At 69.9% G+C, this 23,241-nt stretch carries 18 protein-coding genes; 9 read left to right on the forward strand and 9 right to left on the reverse strand.

The window, feature by feature from the left end; all coding sequences use genetic code 11:
• Positions 1–39 precede the first annotated feature (39 nt).
• Positions 40–1,257 (forward strand): DUF2652 domain-containing protein, encoded by a 1,218-nt coding sequence (locus tag ACFQU3_RS24010; RefSeq protein WP_385914575.1) that lies wholly within the window; start codon positions 40–42, stop codon positions 1,255–1,257.
• A gap of 18 nt (positions 1,258–1,275) precedes the next feature.
• Here ACFQU3_RS24010 and ACFQU3_RS24015 read toward each other — a convergent pair whose 3' ends face one another.
• The 5 genes from ACFQU3_RS24015 to ACFQU3_RS24035 all read right to left on the reverse strand — a co-directional run bounded on the left by ACFQU3_RS24015 (position 1,276) and on the right by ACFQU3_RS24035 (position 9,004).
• The gene (locus ACFQU3_RS24015; protein ID WP_385914577.1) at positions 1,276–3,552 is read right to left on the reverse strand and encodes a glycoside hydrolase family 3 C-terminal domain-containing protein; all 2,277 of its coding nucleotides are present in this window, start codon (positions 3,550–3,552) and stop codon (positions 1,276–1,278) included.
• Positions 3,549–5,813 (reverse strand): family 78 glycoside hydrolase catalytic domain, encoded by a 2,265-nt coding sequence (locus ACFQU3_RS24020; RefSeq protein WP_385914579.1) that lies wholly within the window; start codon positions 5,811–5,813, stop codon positions 3,549–3,551. Before ACFQU3_RS24020 ends, ACFQU3_RS24015 begins: the two co-directional genes overlap by 4 nt.
• Before the next feature lie 85 nt (positions 5,814–5,898).
• Complete coding sequence (locus tag ACFQU3_RS24025) at positions 5,899–6,726, reverse strand: carbohydrate ABC transporter permease (RefSeq protein ID WP_385914582.1); 828 nt, start codon at positions 6,724–6,726, stop codon at positions 5,899–5,901.
• Entirely contained in the window at positions 6,723–7,706 is a 984-nt protein-coding gene (locus tag ACFQU3_RS24030) for a carbohydrate ABC transporter permease (protein WP_385914585.1), read from the reverse strand. The genes ACFQU3_RS24025 and ACFQU3_RS24030 overlap by 4 nt, the downstream gene beginning before the upstream one ends.
• Positions 7,700–9,004 (reverse strand): ABC transporter substrate-binding protein, encoded by a 1,305-nt coding sequence (locus ACFQU3_RS24035; protein ID WP_385914587.1) that lies wholly within the window; start codon positions 9,002–9,004, stop codon positions 7,700–7,702. Before ACFQU3_RS24035 ends, ACFQU3_RS24030 begins: the two co-directional genes overlap by 7 nt.
• Positions 9,005–9,275: 271 nt before the next feature.
• Between ACFQU3_RS24035 and rhaI the strand changes: the two genes are divergently transcribed.
• From rhaI to ACFQU3_RS24070, 7 genes are all read left to right on the forward strand, one after another.
• Positions 9,276–10,442, forward strand: coding sequence for an L-rhamnose isomerase (rhaI, locus tag ACFQU3_RS24040; protein WP_385914589.1), 1,167 nt, complete (start codon positions 9,276–9,278; stop codon positions 10,440–10,442).
• A gap of 85 nt (positions 10,443–10,527) precedes the next feature.
• On the forward strand, positions 10,528–12,564 hold the full coding sequence (locus ACFQU3_RS24045) for a bifunctional aldolase/short-chain dehydrogenase (RefSeq protein ID WP_385914591.1): 2,037 nt from the start codon (positions 10,528–10,530) through the stop codon (positions 12,562–12,564).
• A 4-nt stretch (positions 12,565–12,568) separates the two neighbouring features.
• A complete protein-coding gene (locus tag ACFQU3_RS24050; RefSeq protein ID WP_385914593.1) occupies positions 12,569–13,978 on the forward strand; it encodes a rhamnulokinase family protein in 1,410 nt (469 codons plus the stop codon).
• 59 nt (positions 13,979–14,037) lie between these two features.
• The gene (locus tag ACFQU3_RS24055; protein ID WP_385914595.1) at positions 14,038–15,078 is read left to right on the forward strand and encodes a LacI family DNA-binding transcriptional regulator; all 1,041 of its coding nucleotides are present in this window, start codon (positions 14,038–14,040) and stop codon (positions 15,076–15,078) included.
• On the forward strand, positions 15,075–15,818 hold the full coding sequence (locus tag ACFQU3_RS24060) for a (Fe-S)-binding protein (protein ID WP_385914598.1): 744 nt from the start codon (positions 15,075–15,077) through the stop codon (positions 15,816–15,818). The genes ACFQU3_RS24055 and ACFQU3_RS24060 overlap by 4 nt, the downstream gene beginning before the upstream one ends.
• Positions 15,815–17,320, forward strand: coding sequence for a lactate utilization protein B (locus ACFQU3_RS24065; protein ID WP_385914601.1), 1,506 nt, complete (start codon positions 15,815–15,817; stop codon positions 17,318–17,320). The genes ACFQU3_RS24060 and ACFQU3_RS24065 overlap by 4 nt, the downstream gene beginning before the upstream one ends.
• Positions 17,317–17,949, forward strand: coding sequence for a lactate utilization protein C (locus ACFQU3_RS24070; protein ID WP_385914604.1), 633 nt, complete (start codon positions 17,317–17,319; stop codon positions 17,947–17,949). The genes ACFQU3_RS24065 and ACFQU3_RS24070 overlap by 4 nt, the downstream gene beginning before the upstream one ends.
• A 117-nt stretch (positions 17,950–18,066) precedes the next feature.
• On the opposite strand, the gene ACFQU3_RS24075 is transcribed toward ACFQU3_RS24070, so the two are convergent.
• Entirely contained in the window at positions 18,067–18,357 is a 291-nt protein-coding gene (locus ACFQU3_RS24075) for a hypothetical protein (protein WP_385914607.1), read from the reverse strand.
• 243 nt (positions 18,358–18,600) lie between these two features.
• On the opposite strand from ACFQU3_RS24075, the gene ACFQU3_RS24080 reads away from it, so the two are divergent.
• Positions 18,601–18,906 carry a hypothetical protein gene (locus tag ACFQU3_RS24080; RefSeq protein ID WP_385914610.1) on the forward strand — a complete coding sequence of 102 codons (306 nt, stop codon included), beginning with the start codon at positions 18,601–18,603 and terminating at the stop codon, positions 18,904–18,906.
• A 56-nt stretch (positions 18,907–18,962) separates the two neighbouring features.
• Here ACFQU3_RS24080 and ACFQU3_RS24085 read toward each other — a convergent pair whose 3' ends face one another.
• The 3 genes from ACFQU3_RS24085 to ACFQU3_RS24095 form a co-directional block, all read right to left on the reverse strand.
• Positions 18,963–21,311 (reverse strand): alpha-L-arabinofuranosidase C-terminal domain-containing protein, encoded by a 2,349-nt coding sequence (locus tag ACFQU3_RS24085; protein WP_385914613.1) that lies wholly within the window; start codon positions 21,309–21,311, stop codon positions 18,963–18,965.
• A gap of 109 nt (positions 21,312–21,420) precedes the next feature.
• Entirely contained in the window at positions 21,421–21,684 is a 264-nt protein-coding gene (locus ACFQU3_RS24090; RefSeq protein WP_385914616.1) for a DUF6171 family protein, read from the reverse strand.
• Positions 21,685–21,694: 10 nt separating this feature from the next.
• Positions 21,695–23,224, reverse strand: a complete 1,530-nt coding sequence (locus ACFQU3_RS24095) for an alpha-N-arabinofuranosidase (RefSeq protein WP_385914618.1) — start codon at positions 23,222–23,224, stop codon at positions 21,695–21,697.
• Positions 23,225–23,241 lie beyond the last annotated feature (17 nt).

Consider the following 23,241-nt stretch of genomic DNA (forward strand, 5'->3'; position numbering starts at 1 on the left):
CCACCGCTTGTCGCCGCTCACCGTGGTTGAGGAGGACGGATGGATCCCGCAGCCGGTCACTCTCCTCGTGCGCCCGCGTCGGTCAGCGAGGTGTCGCCGCACGCCACCGAGTCGGCGTGTCTCCTGATCGCCGACATCTCCGGGTACACGGGCTACCTCGCCGGAGTCGAGCTCGACCACGCGCAGGACATCCTCGCCGACCTGGTGGGGACGATCGTCAGCGCGCTGCGACCCGCCTTCCGTCTTGCCAAGCTCGAGGGCGACGCCGCGTTCACGTACGCCGTCACCGACAAGCTGGACGGGTCGCTGCTGCTCGACACGATCGAGCGCTGCTACTTCGGCTTCCGACGGCGTCGCCGCGACGTGAGGCAGGCGAGCTCGTGCGACTGCAACGCGTGCGTGCGCATCCCCGACCTCGGCCTGAAGTTCGTCGTGCACCACGGGACGATCCTTCGCCAGCGGGTCGCCGGCCATGAGGAGCTGCTCGGCCCAGACGTCATCCTCGTCCACCGCCTTCTCAAGAACGACGTGGTCGCGTCGACGGGCCTCAAGGCCTATGCGCTGTTGAGCCAGCAGTGTGTCGATGCGATGGATGTCGACGTCTCGGCACTCGGCATGCGTGCCATCACCGAGACGTACGAGCACATCGGCGCCGTGGGTCTGTGGGTCCACGACCTCGACCGACGCTGGCGCGAGGAGCAGGAGCGCACCCGGGTCTTCGTCGACGAGGGTCACGCGGCCTACCGTCTCGACACACCCACCTCAGCCCCGCCGCAGGTCGCGTGGGAGTTCGTCACGACGCCCGGCCGACGGGTGGCGTGGCAGCTCGGGGTGACCGGGGTCGAGCTGATCGCCAGTGGCAACCGGCGCGGGGTCGGGGCCACCAACCATTGCATGCACGGCGAGAACGCGACCATCGAGGAGCTCCTCGACTGGCGCCCCTACGACTACTTCACCAACCGGACGACCGTCCCGACGCCGATGGGGCCGGTCCGCTTCCTGGCGACGACCGAGTTCGAGCCGACGTCCGACGGGACGATCCTGCACCAGCGCTTCGCCGCACCGAGGACGGCGAAGGAGCGCGCCATCATGGAGCAGCTGTCGGCCTGGCTGGACGATGTGATGCGGACGAGCACAGCCCGTCTGGCCCAGCAGCTCGAGGAGGAGCTCGAGCGCCGTCGGAGCGAGGCCACCGACGAGCCCGAGCTGCCACGGGCGCGACCGGACGGACCGCTGGCGGGCCTCTCGAGCCCCTGACGACGCCATCACGAACGGTCAGGTCGCTTCTGCGCGCTCGTTCCAGGCCATGACGAGACGGTCGAGGGTGTCGTGGTCGACGAAGTTCGGCCCTTCGAAGGACGCGATCGTGCTCATGGGCATCGTGCCGATGACTTTCACGAGCTCCTCGTCCGCCGCCGGGTCCGGACCTCCCTCCTCGACCAGTTGGCGGATCAGGTGACGCGCAACCGGATCCGCGAGCCATTCATGCAGCGTTGAATCGCGAGTCAGGGGCGGTGCGATCGAGGGCGCGGCCACGATGATGACCTCGGAAAGGGCCAGGTCGCGAGAGTGCCGACCGACCTCGACTGCGAACTCTCCTGCCTCGACCACCCAGCGTCGAAGCTGGATCGACCAGAAGGCGAAGGCCCGCTGGTCCAGCACCACCTGGACACGTTTGCTCTCACCCGCCTCCAGCCAGACCTTCGTGAACCCCTTGAGCTCGCGGACCGGGCGGCTGACGCTCGAGACGACGTCCCGGACATAGACCTGGACGACCTCCGCCCCGGCTCGCGTGCCCGTGTTCGTGACGGTGACCTCCGCCCGAGCCACGAAGCTGTCGTCCGCGACAGAACCGGACGTCGAAACGGTGAGGTCGGCCAGGTCGAACGTCGTGTACGACAGCCCGAACCCGAACGGGAACGCCACCTCCAGGCGGCTCTGGTCGTACCCGCGGTACCCGATGAAGATGCCCTCCCCGTAGCGCACGACCTGCGAGTCCCCGGGGAAGTTGAGGAACGAGGAGCTGTCCTCCAGACGGTGGGGAATGGACTCGGCGAGCCGACCGGAGGGGTTGACGACGCCGGTGAGAACGTCCGCCATCCCACCTGCCGCCGCCTGACCGCCCAGCCAGGCCTCGACGAGCGCGGACACCCGCGGTACCACCTGGTCGAGCACGACCGTCGAGCCGTTGACCAGGACGCCGACCACGTTGGGGTTCGACTCGCTGACCGCGGCCAGGGCTTCCAGCTGTGCCGACGGCAGGTTCAGGTGCGTCCGGTCGAACCCCTCGGACTCGTCCGCGCCGGGCAGTCCCAGGAACATGACCACGACGTCACAGTCGCGCGCCAGCGCGACGGCCTCGTCACGCAGCCGGTCATCCTGGCTGGTGTCACCGATGCCGTAGGCCGGTGCGAAGCCGGCGACATCGAGCATCGTGCGGAGCTCCTCGAGAGGCACGTCGACCTTGGTCGGGTTGACCTGGGAGCTGCCTGCCCCCTGGAACCGCGGGGTCCTCGCGAACTCTCCGATGACGCCGACGCGACTCCCCCGCGACAGCGGGAGCAGGTCATCCTCGTTCTTCAGCAGCACGATGGACTCGGCGGCCGCCTCCCGGGCGAGGGCATGGTGAGCGTCGACGTCGAAGTCCTCGTCCAGGTCGAGCACAGCCGACCCCTTCGACACGAGCTCGAGCACCGCCCGCACCCGCCGGTCGAGGACGTCCTCGGGCACTTCCCGGGCTGCGACGGCGGCCGCGACCCGGTCGGGGCTGCGAGGCAGGCTGGGTGGCATCTCGAGGTCCAGACCGGCGAGGAGTGCCGGCACCCGGTGGTACACGGCGCCCCAGTCGGACACCACCAGTCCGTCGAAGCCCCACTCGTCGCGCAGCACCGTGGTCAGCAGCCACGTGTTCTCCGAGGCGGAGACTCCGTTGATCTTGTTGTAGGAGCACATGACCGTCCATGGCCGACAGGAGGTGACGATGCGTTCGAACGCGGGCAGGTAGATCTCGCGCAGGCTCCGCTCGTCGACCTGTGCATCGACGCGCAGCCGGTCGTCCTCCTGGTTGTTCGCTGCGAAGTGCTTCACGCAGACGCCGACCCCGTTGGACTGGATCCCATCGACGATGCCGACTCCGAGCTCGCCGGCAAGGTACGGGTCTTCGGAGAAGTACTCGAAGTTCCTCCCGCAGAGCGGCGATCGCTTCATGTTGACTCCGGGGCCGAGGATGACAGACAGGTTGCAGGCTCGGGCCTCGGCGGCCAGGGCGGCGCCGACCCGCCCGAGCAGCTCGGGGTTCCACGACGACGCGATGGCAGACGCGGTGGGGAAGCAGGTTGCCGGCAGGCTGCCTCCCAGCCCGACGTGGTCCCCGACCCCGGGCTGGGCTCGCAGTCCGTGCGGGCCGTCGGACACCATGATCTTCGGGATGCCCAGCCGCTCGACTGCCCGTGTGTACCAGAACGACGACCCGCTGGTCAGCGCCGCCTTCTCCTCCAGCGTGAGCTCGGCCAGCAGCCGATCCACGTCGAGCGTCATCGTCGCGCGGGTCACGGGGTCTCCCTTCGCCGGCTGAAGTCGTGTCGGCCTTCGCCGACCTCCTCGTCCTGCCCTCCTGGCAGCCGCACGACCGCGGTGACCCCGGCCGGGACCTCCAGGTGCAGGGTCATGGTCTCATCGTCGATGGACCAGTGGGTGGCGATGAGGCCGCGCCGGGTCCGCAGCGACGCCTTGGCCCAGCTCAGGCCTCCCCCGGGCTGCGGCGCGATGGCCACCCGGTCGTACCCGGGCGCCAGCGGGACGATGCCGCCGATCGTCCGGTGCATCCAGTCAGCGACCGCGCCCAGGGCGTAGTGGTTGAAGCTCGTCATCTCCCCGGGGTTGATCGTGCCGTCGGGCAGCATCGAGTCCCAGCGCTCCCAGACGGTCGTGGCCCCCATGGTCACGGGGTACAGCCACGAGGGGCACTCGCGCTCGAGCAGCAGCCGGTAGGCGTCGTCGAGGTGACCGGTCGCCGAGAGCGCCCCGGTCACGAAGGGCGTCCCCGCGAACCCGGTCGAGATCCGGTAGCCGTTCGCGCGCGCCAGCTCAGCGAGCCGGTCGCCCGCACCCTGCCGGTCCGCACCGTCGAGAAGGTCGAAGGCGATGGCCAGGGCGTACACCGTGGCGCAGTCACTGGTGATCCGTCCCCCGTCGGTCACGTAGTGCTTGCCGAACGCGGATCGCACGCGGTCCGCGAGCGCCGCGAAGTAGCCGGCGTCGTCCGTCTCCCCGAGCACCTCGGCCGCAGCCGACACCTGCCGCAACGTGCGGTAGTAGCAGGCGGTCGCCACGACACCGCTGTCGGCCTTGGCCTTGATCGGGTCGTCCGGCGGCGCCTGCGGGTCGAGCCAGTCGCCGAACTGGAAGCCGGTGTCCCACAGGTCGGTGTCGGAGAGCAGCCCCTCGACGCGTCGGGTGTGGGCCGTCATGGCCGGGTAGTGTCGCGCGAGCGCCTCTCGGTCGCCGTACGCCTCCCACAGGGCCCACGGCACCCATACTGCCGCGTCACTCCAGATGGCCGTGCTGTCCGGGTCGGGGAAGTCCTCCGGGACCCCCATGTACTTGAGCACGTCGGGCACGACGAAGGGGACGAGTCCGTCGGCATGCCGTTGCTCGAGGTCGACGTCGACCAGCCAGCTGCCGAGGAAGCCGGAGACGTCGTAGAGGTAGGCGGCGCTCGGGGCGAAGGCGGCGATGTCGCCCGTCCAGCCCAGCCGCTCGTCGCGCTGCGGGCAGTCGGTGGGCACGTCGAGGAAGTTGCCCTTGAGACCCCACACGACGTTGTCGTGCAGCTGGTTGAGCAGCTGGTCGGAGCACTCGAAGGTTCCGGTGCGGCGCAGGTCGGAGTGCACCACGACCGCCTCGATCGAGTCAGCCGTCAGCGCCCCGGGCCAGCCGCTCACCTCGGCGTAGCGGAAGCCGTGGAACGTCTTGGTCGGCTCGAAGGAGTCCACTCCCCCGCTGAGGATGATGCGGTCCGTGGCCCTCGCCGAGCGCAGCGGACGAGTGCCGAGCTCGTCGTGCTCGAGCACCTCCGCGTGCCGCACGGTGACCTCCGTCCCGGCCGGCCCCTGCACCGTGAAGCGCACCCAGCCCACGAGGTTCTGCCCGAAGTCGACGAGGGTGGCGCCGGCCGGCGAGGTCCACACCCTGACCGGGCGCAGCACCTCCTGACGGCGCACGGGCGGTCCGACGTACGGCTGGAGCCGGGCCACGTCGTGCTCCACCGTGTGCACGCCCACCCAGCCGGGCAGCGCCGCACCCGGGGCCGCCCACTCGGTCGCGGCGAGCCGGGCGTCGATCGTCTGGCCGTCGTAGAGGTCGTTCGCGACGGTGTCGGACGGTCCCGCCTGCCACGTCGTGTCGGTGCCGACCACCTGGCGGTGACCGTCGGCGAACACCACGTACAGCTCCGCCAGTCCGGCGAGCTCGGAGCCGTAGAAGGCGCCTTCGCCACTCCACCCGAGTCTGCCCCTGAACCACCCGTTTCCGAGGGCCAGGCCCAGCACCGACGTCTGCGCCACGAGGTCGCTGACGTCGTAGGAGCGGTACCGCAGCCGCCATTCGTAGCTGCTCCAGCCGGGCGTGAGGACCTCGTCGGACACGGTTGCGCCGTTGAGCGTGGGCTCGACGATGCCGTGCGCCGTGACGTGGAGCGTCGCCTCGGCGACGCTCCCGTGACCGCCGTCGAGGGTGAACTCCTTGCGCAGCAGCGGTGCTCCGCCGAAGTCCTGGTCCGGAGCGATGAGGTCTGCGGTCCAGTCGTGGGTCATGGTGGCCTTTCGGTACGGAGGGGCATGTCAGGTACGTCGGGAGGCCACACCGCCGACACGGGTCGACGTGGCAGCGCGCCTGGGCTCAGCCCTTGACGGCGCCGGACGTCATGCCGGCGACGATCTTGCGGTTGAAGAAGATGAAGAGGACGAGTGGCGGCACGGTGACGAGCACGATGTTCATGAAGAGCAGGTTGTACTGCGTGCTGAACTGGCTCAGGAAGTTGTAGAGCGTCAGCTGCACGGTCGCGTTCTCGTCGCCGGGCAGGAAGTACAGCGGGTTCACGAAGTCGTTGAAGATGAAGACCGAGGAGGTCAGCACCACCGTGATGGTGACCGGGCGCAGCAACGGGAAGATGACGCGGAAGAACAGGGACAGCCCCGTGCACCCGTCGATCATGGCCGCCTCGTCGAGCTCGCGCGGGATCGCCGCGACGAACGCCCGGAAGAGCAGCACGCAGAACGACATGTTGAAGGCGACCTCGACGAGGATGAGTCCGGGCAGCGTCTTGAAGATGTGCATCTGCTGCAGCACCCAGATCGTCGGGACTACTGCCGGCGGGATGATCAGGCCCGACAGCACCAGCACGTTCGCGATGTTCGCGGCGCGGCCCGGTCGGCGCTGGATGACGTAGCCGACCATGGCGCAGAGCACCACGAGGATCGCCACGGAGACCACGGTGAGGATGATGCTGTTCCGGAAGGCCGTGACGAGGATGCCGTCCCGGGCGGCGAAGACCTCCTTGATGTTCTCGAGAATCTTCCACTCTGTCGGAAGCGTGAACGTGAGGTCAGACGACTCCGACTCGTCCTTGGAGGCCGTGAGGAACATGAAGACGAACGGGACGATGAACACGACGGCGGCCACCAGCAGCGCCACGACCTCCAGCGAGGTGCGTCGGAGGGCTCTCATGACTCGACCTCCCGGGAGTTGAAGTAGCGCGACAGCGGATAGACGATCAGCGTGACGAGGATGAAGAGGACGACGTTGCCGGCGGTCGAGAGACCGAAGAAGCCCGCCTGGTAGGTCTTGTAGATGATCGAGGCGATGACGTCGCTGCTGAAGCCGGGACCGCCTCCGGTCATGGTCCAGATGAGGTCGAAGGACCGCAGCCCGCCGATGAGCGAGAGCAGGATGACGGTGAACGTTGCCGGCCTGGCCAGCGGCACCGTGACGTTCCAGAACTTCGTCCATGCCCCGCCGCCGTCGACGTCGACGGCCTCGTAGTAGTCCCTGGGGATCGCGAGGATCCCGGCGATGTAGATCAGGGTGGCGAGCCCGACGCCTTTCCACACGTCGACGAGCGCCACCGAGAGCAGGGCCGTGCCGGGGTCGCCCAGCCAGTCGGGCGAGGTGATCCCGACCTTGGCGAGCACGATGGATACGAGCCCGAAGTCGGGCTGGAGCAGCACGCTGAAGGTGATGCCGACGGCGACGGTGCTCACGAGGACGGGGAAGAAGATGACCGAACGCATCAGGCCGCGCGAGCGGATCGGCCCGGTGAGCAGGACGGCGAGGAGCATCCCGAGCACGACCTTGAGCCCACTCGTGACGACGGCGTAGATGAGGGTGTTCTTCAGGCCGCTGACGAGTGCCTGCTCGGAGAAGAACTGACGAAAGTTGTCGAGCCCGATGAACTCCGACTCGAAGAGGGTCCACCGTGTGAACGCGAAGTAGAAGGCGATGAACGTGGGGACGAGGAAGATCAGGCCGTAGACGACGCCCGCCGGCGCGTAGAACCAGTACGGGTAGGTGTGCGCCTTGACGTCACGGACGCTGCTGGGTCGAGGTTGCTTCCGGCCTGGCCGACCGGGCCGACCGGGCCGACCGGCCCCCGCGTCCCCGCGGGGGTCGGTCGTGCGAGCGTTCGCAGCCCGCGAGCTGATCACCATCCCGGTAGTCCGAGCTGCTTGGCCTGCTTCGTCACGTCGGCGTCGTACTGGGCCGCTCCGTCCTGGGGCGAGGTCTGGCCGGTGACGATCGCGACCATGATCTGCTCCAGTGAGGGGCCCTTGACCGGGGAGACGAACTCCAGGGCCGGGGTCGAGGTCTTGGAGTCGATGTAGGCCTGCATGTCCTTCGCCACCGGCGGGGCGTTGTCGGGCAGCTTCGAGCCCTTGACGAGGTACGGACCGGTCGGCGGGACCGCGGACGAGAAGGCCTCGGTGCCCGCGGTCGAGGCGACGAAGGCGACGAACTTCTTGGCCGCCTCGACGTTCTTGCTCGACTTGGGGATGTACTGGCCGCCCGGCTCCCAGATGGTGGCGCCGGCCTTGCTGGCGTCGTCACCGGGGATGCCGAAGAAGCCGATCTTGGCGGCGTCCTCCGGCGACAGCGTCGAGATGGGGAACGTCAGCATGGGGTACTGCGCCGCCTTGCCCTGGGCCAGCAGCTTGATGCCCTGGGCGAACGTCGTCGAGCCCGCGCTGCTGTTGAGCCAGCCCTTCTGCTTGGGTTCCGCTGCCTTCTCGAAGCCCTTGAGAGCGACCGGGTCGGTGGCGTACTTGACCTTGTTCGCGGTGTACTCGTCCGCCCACTCGGGGTTCGAGGCGGCGACGTTGTGGAAGTCGCCGAGGACGTACAGCTGCGAGGTGAAGGTGTCCTTGAGGGTGCCCAGGACCGGCGTGATCCCGGCGGCCTTGATCTTCTCGCTGTTCGCTTCGAACTCGGCCCACGTCTTGGGTACCGACAGGCCTAGCTGGGAGTAGACGTCCTTGTTGTAGAGGATGCCGCCGCCCATGGCCGTGCCCCACGGTGCGCCGTAGACCTTGCCGTTCTGGGTGACCGCCGGCAGGAACGAGGGGTCGGTGTCCTTCAGCGCCGGGTCGTTCGTGAGGTCGACGAGCGTCTTCTCGGGACTGAGTGCCTGCAGGAGCGACCCGGAGTTGTACCAGAACACGTCTGCCATGTCGCCGGTCGAGAGCTTGGTCTTGACGAGGTTGTCGCCGTCCGAGCCACCCGGCCGGGTCTCGGTCTTGACGGTGATCGTCGGGTTGGCCTTCTCGAAGGCCGCGATCACGGCCTTCGCGGGCTTGACCGTGGTCTCCGCGTTGTCGGTGAGCAGGGTGATCTCCGTCTTGCCACCGCCGGATGAGTCGCCTGAGCCCGACGAGCTCGAACAGGCGGCCAGCGGGACGAGAGCGAATGCCGCGACCATCGCGATCGTCAGCCTCGAACGGGAACTCTTCATGGGGTACCTCCACAGCGTTGGGGCGCGTAACCGCGATGGCGTGTCACCGATTTTGAATCGCTTCATTCGGTCGCTTCACGGTAGGGTCCGCGACCCAGTCTGTCAACGGCTCGCCCAAGACATTCGAAGATCATGCTCGATGAGTACCAGAATTCTGCGAGCTCCTCGAGGACGGGGTTGACCGCCGGAAGCAGCCTGCGCTTTACTCAGATCCACATTTCTGAAACGCTTCATGCGGAAGCAGCCGGCTCGATCCACGACAGGATGACCAATGACGACATTCAGCGACATCGCGGGCCGGCTCGCGCAGCAGGCGATCGAGCTCCCTTCCTGGGCCTTCGGCAACTCCGGCACCCGCTTCAGGGTGTTCGGCACCGAGGGCACGCCGCGTACCGTCGAGGAGAAGCTCGCCGATGCCGCGACGGTCCACCGGCTCACCGGCCTGGCCCCGTCCGTCGCCCTCCACATCCCGTGGGACCGCGTCGACGACTACGACAAGCTCGCCCGGTTCGCGGACGACCTCGGAGTGCGGCTCGGCACGATCAACTCGAACACGTTCCAGGACGACGACTACAAGCTGGGCAGCCTCACCCACGTGGATGAGCGGGTCCGCGCGAAGGCGGTCGCCCACCACGTCGAGTGCATCGACATCATGAACGTCACCGGCAGCCGGGACCTCAAGATCTGGCTCGCCGACGGCACCAACTACCCCGGCCAGGGCGACCTGCGCGAACGGCAGGACCGCCTCGCCGACTCCCTCGCACAGATCTACGCCCGCCTCTCCGGCGAGCAGCGGCTCGTGCTCGAGTACAAGTTCTTCGAGCCGGCCTTCTACGCGACCGACGTGCCGGACTGGGGCACGTCCTACGCCCAGTGCGTCGCGCTCGGCGACCGGGCGGTCGTCTGCCTCGACACGGGCCATCACGCGCCCGGCACGAACATCGAGTTCATCGTCATGCAGCTGCTCCGCCTCGGACGCCTCGGCGCCTTCGACTTCAACTCCCGCTTCTATGCCGACGACGACCTCATCGTCGGCGCGGCCGACCCGTTCCAGCTCTTCCGCATCCTCCACGAGGTGATTCGTGGCGGCGGCCTCGGCGAGCAGAGCGAGGTCGCCTTCATGCTCGACCAGTGTCACAACGTGGAGGCCAAGATCCCCGGCCAGATCCGCTCGGTGCTCAACGTGCAGGAGATGACCGCCCGGGCGCTGCTCGTCGATGGTGACGCCCTCGCCGAGGCCGAGCGCAGCGGCGACGTCCTGGGTGGCAACGCCGTCCTCATGGACGCGTTCTACACCGACGTGCGCCCCGACCTTGCCGAGTGGCGCACCGGCCGCGGCCTGCCCGCCGATCCCATGAAGGCCTACGCCGCGAGCGGCTACCAGGACCAGATCGTCGCCGACCGCGTCGGAGGCGCCCAGGCCGGCTGGGGCGCCTGACGGCCGCACCGCCCACGCCCCGCCTCCCCAGTCCCGCACCTCGCACTCCCGAACCCCTGCACTCCCGCACCCGAGGAAGACCGCCATGACCAACACCGCCGTTGCCGAGCTGCTCGCCCGTTCGAACCGCCTCGGGACCGATCCCCGCAACACGAACTACGCCGGGGGCAACACCTCCGCCAAGGGCACCGAGACCGACCCCGTCACCGGCGAGCAGGTCGACCTGCTCTGGGTCAAGGGCTCGGGGGGTGACCTGGGCACCCTCACCGAGCCGGGGCTCGCCGTCCTGCGTCTGGACCGGATGCGCAGCCTCGTCGACGTCTACCCCGGCATCGACCGGGAGGACGAGATGGTCGCAGCCTTCGACTACTGCCTCCACGGCAAGGGCGGCGCCGCGCCCTCGATCGACACCGCCATGCACGGGCTCGTGGACGCCCCTCACGTCGACCACCTCCACCCCGACAGCGGCATCGCCGTCGCCACGGCGAAGGACGGCGAGCAGCTGACGAAGGAGATCTTCGGCGACCGCGTGGTGTGGGTGCCGTGGCGGCGTCCCGGCTTCCAGCTCGGCCTCGACATCGCCGCGATCAAGGCCGCCAACCCCCGGTCCGTCGGCACGGTGCTCGGTGGCCACGGCATCACCGCGTGGGGCGACACGAGCGAGGAGGCCGAGGCCAACTCCCTCTGGATCATCGAGACCGCGCAGGCCTACCTCGACGAGCACGGCAGCGCCGAGCCCTTCGGTGCAGAGGTTCCCGGGTATGCCGCCCTGCCGCAGGCCGAGCGGCGCGCCAAGGCCGCCGCACTGGCTCCCCACATCAGGGCCGTCGCGTCGCAGGACCGCGCGATGGTGGGCCACTTCAGCGATGCCGACGTCGTGCTCGAGTTCCTCAGCCGCGACAAGCTCGCCCACCTCGCCGGTCTCGGCACGTCGTGCCCCGACCACTTCCTGCGGACGAAGATCAAGCCCCTCGTCGTCGACCTGCCGTCGGACGCCACCATCGACGAGACGGTCGCGCGGCTCGGTGAGCTGCACACGGCATACCGGGAGGACTACGAGGGCTACTACGAGCGCCATGCCACCCCGGACTCGCCGGCGATGCGCGGGGCCGACCCGGCCATCGTGCTCGTGCCCGGCGTCGGGATGTTCTCCTACGGCAAGGACAAGCAGACCGCCCGCGTCGCCGGCGAGTTCTACGTCAATGCCATCAACGTCATGCGCGGCGCCGAGTCCGTCTCGACCTACGCCCCCATCGACGAGGCGGAGAAGTTCCGGATCGAGTACTGGGCGCTCGAGGAGGCCAAGCTCCAGCGGATGCCGCAGCCGCGCAGCCACGCGGGGCGCATCGCCCTCGTCACCGGCGCCGCGAGCGGCATCGGCAGGGCCATCGCGACGCGGCTGGCCGCCGAGGGCGCCTGCGTCGTCATCGCGGACCTCGACCTCGCCAAGGCGCAGGATGCCGCGAAGGAGATCGGCGGCATCGACGTCGCCGTCGGCGTGCAGGCCGATGTCACCGACGCCGACCAGGTGCGGGCGGCTGTGGACGCCACGCTGCTCGCCTTCGGCGGCCTCGACCTGCTCGTCAACAACGCCGGCCTGTCCGTGAGCAAGCCCCTGCTCGAGACGACCGAGGCCGACTGGGACCTCCAGCACGACGTCATGGCCAAGGGAAGCTTCCTCATGGCCCAGGCTGCCGCGCGGGCGATGATCGCCCAGCGGCTCGGCGGCGACATCCTCTACATCTCCTCGAAGAACTCCGTCTTCGCCGGCCCCAACAACATCGCCTACAGCGCGGTCAAGGCCGACCAGGCTCACCAGGTGCGGCTGCTCGCAGCCGAGCTCGGCGAGCACGGCATCAAGGTCAACGGGATCAACCCCGACGGTGTCGTCCGAGGCAGCGGCATCTTCGCGGCCGGATGGGGCGCCCAGCGCGCAGCCGTCTACGGCGTGCCCGAGGAGGAGCTCGGCGCCTACTACGCCAAGCGCACCCTGCTCGGCCGCGAGGTGCTGCCGGAGCACGTCGCCAACGCCGCGGCGGTCCTCACCTCCGACGAGCTCAGCCACACCACAGGTCTGCACGTCCCCGTAGACGCCGGTGTCGCCGCCGCGTTCCTGCGCTGACGCCATGGCTGCACGCGTCTTCGGCGCCGTCGACATCGGCGCCTCCGGTGGCCGGGTCATGGCCGGCGTCGTCGACGGGCCCTGCACCACGCTGCACACGCTGCACCGGTTCCCGAACGGGCCGGTCCAGCGTGACGGCCACCTGCGGTGGGACCTCACCCGGCTGTGGTCCGAGGTCCTCACCGGACTACGCCTGCTCGCGCGACACTTTCCCCAGACCGAGTCCGTCGGCATCGACACCTGGGCCGTCGACTACGCCCTGCTCGACGGCGACGACAGGCTCCTGGCGGAGCCCGTCTCGTACCGCGACGGGCGCACCGGGCCTGCCATCGAGCGGGTGCACGAGCGTGTGAGCCAGGAGGAGCTGTATACGGTCAACGGGCTCCAGTTCCTGCCGTTCACGACCGTGTACCAGCTGGAGGCCGAGAAGGCAGCAGGCTTGTGGGACAGGGTGGCCCACGTCGTCCTGCTGCCGGATCTGCTGGCACACCGTCTCACGGGCGAGCTCCGCACCGAGACCACCAACGCCTCGACGACGGGCCTGCTCGACGTGCGCACCGGGTCCTGGGCCACGGACCTGCTCGACCGGCTCGACATCCCCGGCCGTCTGCTGCCTGCTCTCGTCGCGCCCGGAGAGGTCATCGGACCACTGACGAGCGCGGCCGTCGAGCAGACCGGACTGCGTCGGGGCACCCTGGTCACCGCTGTCGGTTCGCACGACACGGCCTCCGCCGTCGTCGCCGTGCCCGCCACGACGAGCCGCTTCGCCTACGTCTCGAGTGGCACCTGGTCGCTGGCCGGGCTGGAGCTCGACGCCCCCGTCATCACCCCTGCGAGCCGGACGGCCAACTTCACCAACGAGGGGGGCGTCGACGGGCGGACCCGCTTCCTGCGCAACGTCGGCGGGCTGTGGCTCCTCCAGGAGTCGCTGCGAACATGGGGCGATCGCGGGGGCCCTCACGATCTGGACGCACTGCTCGCCGCGGCCGAACGGCTCCCCTCCGGAGGGCCGGTCGTCGACGTCGACGACGATGCCTTCATCCCGCCCGGCGACATGCCCGAACGGATCGCGGCCGCCGCCGGACGTCCTCTCCCCGACCCCGCCCACACGGTGCGCTGCATCCTCGACTCGCTCGCGGCGGCCTATGCCTCGACGACGAGGCAGGCCGCCGACCTCGCCGGGACGAGCGTGGACGTGATCCACGTCGTCGGCGGCGGCTCGCGCAACCGCCTGCTGTGCCAGGTCACCGCCGACCTCACGGGGCTGCCCGTCGTCGCCGGGCCCGTCGAGGCCACCGCGCTCGGCAACGTCCTCGTCCAGGCCCGGGCGCTCGGTGCCGTGCCGGACACCCTGGAGCGGGTCCGGACCGATCTGGCGGGCACGCAGGCGCTGCGCGTGCACACTCCGTCGTGACTGCCTCCCGTCCGAACCGGGCTGCGGCGCGATACCTTTCTGCGACGAGGGGAGGACCCATGGCCACGGTGAGCATCAAGGACGTCGCAGCACGCGCCGGGGTGTCCCTCGGCACCGTGTCCAACGTCCTCAACCGGCCGGCCGCGGTTCGGGCCGCGACCAGAGCCAAGGTCGAGGCGGCGATCGCGGAGCTCGGCTTCGTGCCCAACGCGTCGGCGCGACAGCTGGCGGCCGGGCGCTCCCGTACGATCGCCTACGTCGTGCTCGACGCGACGAACCCGTTCTTCACCGACGTCGCGCGCGGCATCGAGGACGTCGCGAAGGCCGAGGGCCTGGCCCTGTTCATCTGCAACAGCGACCAGGACGTCGACCGCGAGGACCAGTACCTCGAGCAGCTCACGCAGCTGCGGGCCCGCGGCGTCCTCATCACGGCGATGGACTACGCCAACCCCCGGCTCCAGCGGCTGCGCGACGCCGGCGTGCCCGTCGTCCTCGTCGATCGTGCCCCGGGCGACAGCGCCGACTGGTGCACGGTCGGCGTCGACGACGTCGCCGGCGGCGAGCTGGCGGTCACCCACCTCGTCGAGGCCGGTCACACGCGCCTCGCCTTCGTCGGTGGGCCGGGGGACATCCCGCAGGTACGCGACCGCGAGATCGGCGCGGTCGGGGCGACCACGGCGGCGGGGCTCCCCGAGAGCGCCCTGACCCTGATCCGCACCACGGCTCTCACCATCGCCGAGGGTCGCCGGGCCGGCGAGCGCCTTCTGGGCCTCCCCCGCCGCACCAGGCCGACGGGCGTGTTCTGCGCCAACGACCTGCTCGCGTTGGGCCTGCTCCAGCACCTCACGCAGCACGACGTCAGGGTCCCTGACGACGTCGCCATCGTCGGCTACGACGACATCGAGTTCGCCTCCGCCGCAGCGGTCCCGCTCACCTCGGTCGCACAACCGCGGCACCTGCTCGGCCAGACCGCTGCTCGCCTGCTCGCCGACGAGGCAGACCGCAGCTCCGGGCACGAGCACCAGCACGTCGTCTTCCCGCCCGAGCTCGTCGCGCGCGCGTCGACATCCGCGCCGGCATCCACTCGGAGGCGGGCATGAGGATCGCGCTCTTCGTCACCTGTCTCGGCGACGTCCTCTTTCCCGAGGTCGGCAAGGCGACGGTGGCCGTCCTCGAGCGACTCGGACACGAGGTCGTCTTCCCCCAGGACCAGACGTGCTGCGGCCAGATGCACACCAACACCGGCTACCAGCACGATGCGGCCCGGCTGGTACGTCACCACGTCGACGTCTTCGAGCGTGTTCTCGCCGAGGGCTGCGAGGCCGTCGTCGCACCCTCCGGCTCGTGCGTCGGCTCGGTGCGCCACCAGCACGCCGCACTCGCGCGGCGTGAGGGCGACGAGGCGTTGGCCGTGCGGGCCGAGGCCGTGGCAGCGCGCACCTTCGAGCTCTCCGAGCTGCTCGTGGACGTGCTCGGCGTGACCGACGTCGGTGCCGCCTACCCGCACCGGGTCACCTACCACCCCACGTGTCACTCGCTGCGGCTGCTCGGTGTCGGGGACCGCCCGCTCCGCCTGCTGCGCGCCGTTCGGGGGATCGATCTCGTCGAGCTGCCCGCCGCGGACTCCTGCTGTGGTTTCGGCGGCACCTTCTCCGTGAAGAACGCAGACACGTCGACCGCGATGCTCGCCGACAAGATGTCGTCCGTCCTCGCGACCCACGCCGAGGTCGTCACCGCAGGTGACGCGTCCTGCCTCATGCACATCGGAGGTGGGCTCTCCCGGCTCAGGACCGGGGTGCGGCCCGTGCACCTCGCCGAGATCCTTGCGAGCTCGACGTGACCACGTTTCTCGGTATGCCGGGGGTTCCGGTGCGCGGCCCGGCAGCCGACACGGCAGTGGGTCAGCTCACCGGCGACCGACCGTTCCCGGCCGCGGCCCGCGACTCCCTGGCCGACACGCAGCTGCGGCGCAACCTCGCCCACGCCACCTCGACGATCCGGGCCAAGCGCGCCGATGTCGTCGCCGAGGTCCCCGACTGGGAGGCGCTCCGGACCGCGGGCTCTGCGATCAAGGCCGACGCGATGTCCCGGCTGCCTGAGCTGCTCGAGCTGCTCGAGACGAACGTCGTCGCCCGCGGCGGGACGGTCCACTGGGCCCGTGACGCCGCCGAGGCCAACCGGATCGTGACCGACCTGGTCCGGGCGACGGGAGCCGACGAGGTCGTCAAGGTCAAGTCGATGGTGACCCAGGAGATCGGGCTCAACGAGGCCCTCGAGGCCGCAGGTGTCATCGCGCACGAGACCGACCTGGCGGAGCTCATCGTCCAGCTCGGGCACGACAAGCCGTCCCACATCCTCGTGCCCGCCATCCACCGCGGCCGCGCGGAGATCCGCGAGATCTTCGCCCGCGAGATGCCCGGGGTGGACCCGGCTCTGACCGACGAGCCGGCGGTCCTGGCCGCCGCCGCACGCACGCACCTCCGCGAGGTGTTCCTGCGCGCGAAGGTTGCGGTGTCCGGCGCGAACTTCGCCGTTGCCGAGACGGGCACGCTGACCGTGGTCGAGTCCGAAGGAAACGGACGCATGTGCCTGACCCTGCCCGAGACCCTGATCACGGTCATGGGGATCGAGAAGGTCGTCCCGTCGTGGCGTGACCTCGAGGTCTTCCTCCAGCTCCTGCCGCGATCCTCGACGGGCGAACGCATGAACCCCTACACCTCCACGTGGACCGGCGTGACTCCCGGCGACGGGCCCCAGGAGTTCCACCTCGTCCTGCTCGACAACGGCCGCACCCGGGCCCTGGCCGACGAGCTCGGCCGCACCGCCCTGCACTGCATCCGCTGCTCGGCGTGCCTCAACGTGTGTCCTGTCTACGAGCGCACGGGAGGCCACGCCTACGGCTCGGTCTATCCCGGACCCATCGGCGCCATCCTCACCCCGCTCCTCACCGGCCTCACGGGGGGCGACGATCCCAACGACTCGCTGCCGTACGCCTCGACCTTGTGCGGCGCCTGCTACGACGTGTGCCCCGTGAAGATCAACATCCCCGAGATCCTCGTGCAGCTGCGCGCCGAGCACACCGAGGCTCACGCCGCCACCCATCGGCTACCCACGCCCGAGGCGGCAGCGATGAAGGCTGTCGCCTGGTCCATGGCAGACCCGGCCCGCTTCGCCCGGGCGGGACGTGCAGCAGCGCTGGCACGACACGGCATACGACGTGGAAAGCCCCTCCTTCCCCTCCCCCCGCCGCTCAACGGGTGGACGGCCTCGCGCGACGCACCGCGTCCGCCGGCTGAGTCCTTCCGCGACTGGTGGACCCGGACCAGAGGACCCTCGTCGTGACGGCTCGCGAGGAGATCCTGTCGCGCATCCGCGGGGCCCTGGGCGACGCGCCATCCGCACCGGAGGTGCCGCGCACCTACCGCCAGCAGGGCGCACGTGCCCCGGGCGACCCCGAGCTCGTCAGGCAGCTCATCGGCCGGCTCGAGGACTACCGCGCCACGGTGGTCCGGGTTGCCGAGGGGGACGACGACGCGATCGGTCAGGCCATCGCCGACGCCCTGACCGTCCGCGACATCGGCCGGGTCGTGGCACCGCCTGGCGTTCCCGCGGAGTGGACCAGCCGTCTGGCCGACGTGGTGGTGGACGAGGCGTCGATCAGTGCCCGCCTGCTCGACGGCATCCCCGCGGTGGTGACCGGATCAGTGGTCGCGGTCGCCGAGACCGGCAGCATCATCCTCGACGGGGCCGGCGTCTGCGGACGACGGGCGATCACGCTGGTCCCGGACACGCACGTCTGCGTGGTCCGCGCCATGCACGTGGTCCAGACCGTCCCCGAAGGTCTGAGGCGGGTCGACCCTCAGCGGGCACTGACGATCGTCAGCGGACCCTCGGCGACCAGCGACATCGAGCTCGACCGGGTCGAAGGCGTGCATGGTCCCCGCACCCTCGTCGTCGTGATCGCGGGTTAGCGGCGAGCGCCAGGCCCACCGCGCGGGAACGTCCGCAGTCGCCCCGCCCGCCCGACCCCATCAGCCTCTCCTCGGGCGCCTCCCACGTGCGATGACCTGACACGACGGGAATCAGCGTCAGGGCGCCCTGGGGTCGTCCTCGCTCACGCCGATGCGGATCTTGCCCTTGCTCGGGCACTCGTCCTGATGGGCGATCGCGTCCTTGCGCGCCTTGTCGCGAGCCCGTCGAGCCGGTCCGGTCCAGTCGCAGCTCTTGCAGTAGCCGAACGCGAACGGCCCGTCGTCGTGCGTCCCGTGCTGGTCGACGGGTTCCAGGACCGCATGCAGCTTGCGGCCGTCACTGTCCTTCACGGTCAGGTCGTGGCCGCTGCGTTTGAAGAACCTCAGGCCACGGTCGGGCTTTGCCATGGGCACATCCTCTCTGGTGCGGCCTCCCGGCGTGGGACGGCCCCGCAAACTCTGAGGTGGCTGACCGGACCGGCCCACCCGGTCAGCATCCCATTTGCGCCTTGTGCCCTTCTTGCGCAGTTCTTGGTGCTCTGCGGGCAGGTGCCTTGCAGGGAGCCCGGCAGAGTTCTCGACAGGAAGCCCGCCAAGAGGATTCCGGCAACGGGGTGTCGACCCCGCAGCGCATGAAGGAATGGAGCCGACATGAACGCGATGATTGCTTCCGAAGCCACTTCGCTGGCCACCCTGTGGCCCCTCGCGGTCCTCGCGGTCCTCGTCGGCTCTCTCAGCGGCATCGCCTTCCACCGTGCCGACCAGCCGTCAGGCCGCGCGGCTGCGCCCGGGCAGGCACTGACCGGTCCGACCCTGAGCTGTGGTTCGGTCGGGCACCACTACGTCAAGCTCGAGACCGCGTGGCACTGCCCACGCTGCGGTGACGAGATCCGCCACGCGACCCACCTGCCGCTCACGGGTGACCTCCAGCTGAGCGGTGCAGCGCCCGTCCGCTGACCGTCGACCGCGTCGAGCTCGTCGAGCTCGTCGGGCTCGTCGGGGTGGCTGGCAGCTCATCCGCGAGGAGCCCGACGACGGATGACCAGGACTGCGAACGACCACGGCGGAAGGGTCAGCTCGACGCCACCCTTCCCCGTCAGCTCGCAGGTGACCGCCGTCATCGGCGAGGCCTCGAACGGTCCGCCGTCATCGGGTCCGGCCCCCGCGAGCACCGTGCCGCTCGCCGTGACGTCCGCGATGTCATGCGCGATGTCAGCCGCGGCGGCGTCCCCCGCCCCAGCCGGAAGCTCGACGCGGGTCTCCCTCGCGGCGGCCGTCGCGTTCACCAGTCGCACCACGTGCTCGACGGCGCCGTCCACGGCTGCCCTCGAGGACGCCCCCGCGACCACCCGGCGCTCCGGGCGTTCGTCGTGCGCGACGTCGTGACGCAGCCGGCCGTCCACCCACACGCGGGTCCGGGGCCAGTCGACCTCCAGCCTCACCTCGACGGGGACTCCCGTCGTGACGCCCACCCACGGCTCGGGGGAGCCGGCGTTGTCGTGCTGGCCGTCGCCGTGACGCACCAGCATCGTCGACTTGTTCTGCCACGCGCCGACGTGCAGGGCCAGGAACGCCCCGGGTCCGGTCGCGCCGAGCTCGACGACGAAGCCGTCCGTCCCGGACGTGCGCTCGGCCGTGAACGTCACGGCGGAACGGGTGGCGCCGACCGTGGCGAGCTCGACGGCATCCTCACCGGACGCCGTCTGCTCGGGCCGCGCGACCCCGTCGACCTCGATGTCGCGGAAGCACACGGTCGCGGTGGGCGCGCTCACACGGACGGTGCCCGGGTCGAGCGTGGGCACCGGCGCGGGGTCCGCCCCCTCGACGTCGACGGCGTGCACCTCGACCCCTCGCTCGGTCGAGAACAGTCGTTGCACGTCGTAGGACGCCGAGGGCACCACCCGTTCCGCGTCGAAGTAGATGAGGTCGGGCACCCACTGGCTGTGGCCGTTTCGCGCGAGCAGGGGTGCATAGGAGGCGAGCCGCACGACGTCCGAGTCACGTTCCATCGCGATCATCAATGCCGCCTCCGCCAGGGCGGAGCGCACCTGTCGACCGTGTGCCGCGTACTCGCCGACGTAGACGCCCGGGCCGGAACGGGGGTAGTCGGCATAGCGATCGGTGTTCTGGTGGAACCACCGCGGGGAGCAGTAGAAGTGCTCGTCGACGAGTGTGATGTCACGCTCCCGCGCGTAGCGCCACCCAGCCTCGAAGTCGGACCCTGAGGGCGAGGGCCCGACGGTCCCGATGACGGTGACCTCTGGGTGGGCTGCCCGCACGGCCTCGTCGATCCGCGTGTAGCGGTCCCGGAAGTCGTCGGTGATCTGGTCCTCGTTGCCCAGGCCCAGGTAGCGCAGTCCGTACGGCTCGGGGTGTCCCAGCTGGGCGCGGATCGCCCCCCATGGCGAGGCCACGGAACCGTTCGCGAATTCGATGAGGTCCAGCACGTCCGCGATGTAGCTCGGCATCTCCTCGTCCGGAATCGGCCGGGGGCCGCCCGGCGTGTTCTGACAGCACACGCCCGCGGCGACGACGGGCACCGGCGTCGCACCGAGCTGCTCGCACAGGGAGAAGTACTCGAGGTAGCCGATCGACATCGACTGGTGGTAGCCCCAGGGGTTGAACGTATGCCGCCGGGTGTGCCGTGGCCCGACGGTGTCCTTCCAGTGGTAGATGTTCTCCAGCCCGGTGCCGTGCGCGAGGCAGCCGCCGGGAAACCTGACGAACGACGGGCGCAGGTCTGCAAGAGCGGCAAGCAGGTCGGGGCGGAACGTCAACGCCTCCCCGTCGGGCCCGACCGGCCGCATCGAGACGACGTCGAGGTCCACGCCCATGCCCTCGGGCAGCTCGACGTTCAGGACGCCGCGTCCGTCCGCTCGCGCCTGCAGGTCGGCGGAGTACCACGACCAGGTGTCGCCGGCGATCTCCACGGTTGCCTCGGCGAGGACGTCGGACCGGTCGCGGATGGTGACGCGCACGGACCCTGCGCCATCCACCACGCGGGCGGCGAAGCCGATCCGGTGGCTCGCGCCCGCACGTACGCCGACGCCGTCCCATCCCTCGTTCCGCAGGGTGACGGGGCCGAGCAGCCGCAGGTAGGTGGGGTTGTTCGGGTGGAGCGGCTCCTGGGTGCGTACCCAGAGCCGGGTCCGGTCGTCGGGGACGTCGACCTGCCAGCCGGTCAGGGGCCCCCATCCGTGCTGGTCCAGGCGGGAGAACTCGAAGTCACCGTTGCGGACCTGTTCGGCGTTGAGACCGCCGTCGAGGGCGTCGTTCAGGTCCTCGAGGAAGATCCCCCACAGGTCCGGCGAGATGGTGGTGCCGGTGGCCGATCCGATGCGCGCGACAAGCTTGTGCGCCATGAGTACCTCAGTCGAGTGTGGATGACGATGTGGTGCGAGGGAGTGGGGACGGTGGGCCGACCGACGGGTCGGGTGAGCCCCCAACTGGCAGAGCCTTGCTCGTGTCCGGCTACCAGGAGCCCCGGGGACACGTCTTGTCGAGGAGCGAGGCACGGAACTCCACGTAGCACCCGCACCGGCGGCACGTGTGGGCCGCCAGGTCCGGGCAGCGACGGCACAGGTCCAGGCGCGCGTCCCTGACCTCGTCCGAGGCGAGGTCCACCTCCCAGGACAGCTGCTCCCTCACCGCCGCCCTGACGGCCTCGAGACTGCGGTCCTCGGAGGAAGGACACCGGCGACAGGGTCGCGTCGCCCCTGCCGTACCGGTGGTCATGACGGCCGCCTCATCCGACGAGCGTGCCGCGAACGGTGACGAACGAGTGTGGCGGGATCTCGAGGCGCACCACGCCGTCGGCCGACGCGACCTCGAGGTCCGCAGGAGCGACAGCGTGCGGGTTGCCGGCGTCGTTCCACGTGTCCACCTTCTCCGCGGTGAGCAGCTGCGCCGTCACACTGTCGAGCCGTCCGCCGCGCAGGTCGACCGAGAGCGTCACCGAGTGCTCGAGGTCGAGGTTGGAGGCTGACAGCAGCACCTTGCCGTCCTTGCGGCTCGCGGAGACCGAGAGCGTCGGGACCTCGGCGCCGTCGACGCTGCGCACGGCAGCGGGAGCGTCCAGATGTGTCGGAAGGTACTGCGCGTCCTGGTGGTCGGCGTTCATGGCGAACACGTGGTAGGTCGGTGTGAGCAGGAGGGCGTTCGTGTCGGGGTCGGTGTGGATCATGGCCTGCAGCACGTTGACGGTCTGGGCGATGTTCGCCATCACCAGCCGGTCGGCGAGCGCGTGGAAGGCGTCGAAGTGCATGCCCGCCACGAGGGCGTCGCGCAGCGTGTTCTGCTGGAAGAGGAACCCCGGGTTGGTGCCGGGCTCGACGTCCCACCAGGTGCCCCACTCGTCGAGGACCAGGCCGACCTTCTTGTCGGGGTCGTAGCAGTCCATGACCCGGGCGTGTTTCCGCAGAGCGGTCTCGGTCCCCTTCGCGGTGGCCATCGTCGTCCAGTAGTCCTCCTCGCTGAACCCGGTGGCAGATCCCTTGTTCTCCCACGGACCGGGGACCGTGTAGCGGTGCACCGAGACCGCCTGGAACGGCGACGCCGAACGAACGGGCTCCGTCATCGATCCGAGCTGTTCCATCAGCACCCGCGTCCAGGACACGTCGTCGGCGTCGGCTCCTGCGGCGATGCGGTACACCCTGTTGTCGTTGTGCTCGCGCACGTAGGTGGCGTACTGGCGCGCCAGGTCGGCGTAGGCCTCGGCCCGCATGTTTCCACCGCACCCCCAGGCCTCGTTCCCGAGGCCCCAGAAGGGAACCCGCCACGGCTCCTCCCGTCCGTTGGCAGCGCGAAGCGCGGCCATGGGTGAGTCGTCCGCACGCGTGAGGTACTCGATCCAGTCGGACATCTCGCGAACCGTGCCGCTCCCGACGTTGCCGCTGATGTAGGGGTCCGCCCCGAGCAGCTCACACAGAGCCATGAACTCGTGCGTGCCGAAGCTGTTGTCCTCGACGACGTCGCCCCAGTGCGAGTTCACCATCCGCGGCCGCTGCTCGCGCGGGCCGATGCCGTCACGCCAGTGGTACTCGTCGGCGAAGCAGCCGCCGGGCCAGCGCAGGTTGGGGATGCGGATGGCCCGCAGCGCGTCGACGACGTCGGTGCGGATGCCGCCGACGTTGGGGATCTCGGAGTCCTCGCCGACCCAGAACCCGCCGTAGATGCAGCGTCCGAGGTGCTCGGCGAAGTGGCCGTAGATGTGTCGGCTGATGGTGTGACCGGTGACGTCGAGGTTGACGATCGCGCGGGCAGAGGTGTTGGGCATGGCTGTCTCCGTGGAAG

Origin of the sequence: Terrabacter sp. GCM10028922, from assembly GCF_042666095.1 — a bacterium.
Lineage (GTDB): Bacteria > Actinomycetota > Actinomycetes > Actinomycetales > Dermatophilaceae > Terrabacter.

Coding starts and splice junctions, on each gene's coding strand:
- ACFQU3_RS24080 (WP_385914610.1), top strand. CDS start 18,601: ATGAACGCGATGATTGCTTCCGAAGCCACTTCGCTGGCCACCCTGTGG.
- ACFQU3_RS24020 (WP_385914579.1), bottom strand. CDS start 5,813: ATGACCCACGACTGGACCGCAGACCTCATCGCTCCGGACCAGGACTTC.
- ACFQU3_RS24035 (WP_385914587.1), bottom strand. CDS start 9,004: ATGAAGAGTTCCCGTTCGAGGCTGACGATCGCGATGGTCGCGGCATTC.
- ACFQU3_RS24055 (WP_385914595.1), top strand. CDS start 14,038: ATGGCCACGGTGAGCATCAAGGACGTCGCAGCACGCGCCGGGGTGTCC.
- ACFQU3_RS24095 (WP_385914618.1), bottom strand. CDS start 23,224: ATGCCCAACACCTCTGCCCGCGCGATCGTCAACCTCGACGTCACCGGT.
- ACFQU3_RS24060 (WP_385914598.1), top strand. CDS start 15,075: ATGAGGATCGCGCTCTTCGTCACCTGTCTCGGCGACGTCCTCTTTCCC.
- ACFQU3_RS24025 (WP_385914582.1), bottom strand. CDS start 6,726: ATGAGAGCCCTCCGACGCACCTCGCTGGAGGTCGTGGCGCTGCTGGTG.
- ACFQU3_RS24030 (WP_385914585.1), bottom strand. CDS start 7,706: ATGGTGATCAGCTCGCGGGCTGCGAACGCTCGCACGACCGACCCCCGC.
- ACFQU3_RS24085 (WP_385914613.1), bottom strand. CDS start 21,311: ATGGCGCACAAGCTTGTCGCGCGCATCGGATCGGCCACCGGCACCACC.
- ACFQU3_RS24075 (WP_385914607.1), bottom strand. CDS start 18,357: ATGGCAAAGCCCGACCGTGGCCTGAGGTTCTTCAAACGCAGCGGCCAC.
- rhaI (WP_385914589.1), top strand. CDS start 9,276: ATGACGACATTCAGCGACATCGCGGGCCGGCTCGCGCAGCAGGCGATC.
- ACFQU3_RS24050 (WP_385914593.1), top strand. CDS start 12,569: ATGGCTGCACGCGTCTTCGGCGCCGTCGACATCGGCGCCTCCGGTGGC.
- ACFQU3_RS24090 (WP_385914616.1), bottom strand. CDS start 21,684: ATGACCACCGGTACGGCAGGGGCGACGCGACCCTGTCGCCGGTGTCCT.
- ACFQU3_RS24010 (WP_385914575.1), top strand. CDS start 40: ATGGATCCCGCAGCCGGTCACTCTCCTCGTGCGCCCGCGTCGGTCAGC.
- ACFQU3_RS24045 (WP_385914591.1), top strand. CDS start 10,528: ATGACCAACACCGCCGTTGCCGAGCTGCTCGCCCGTTCGAACCGCCTC.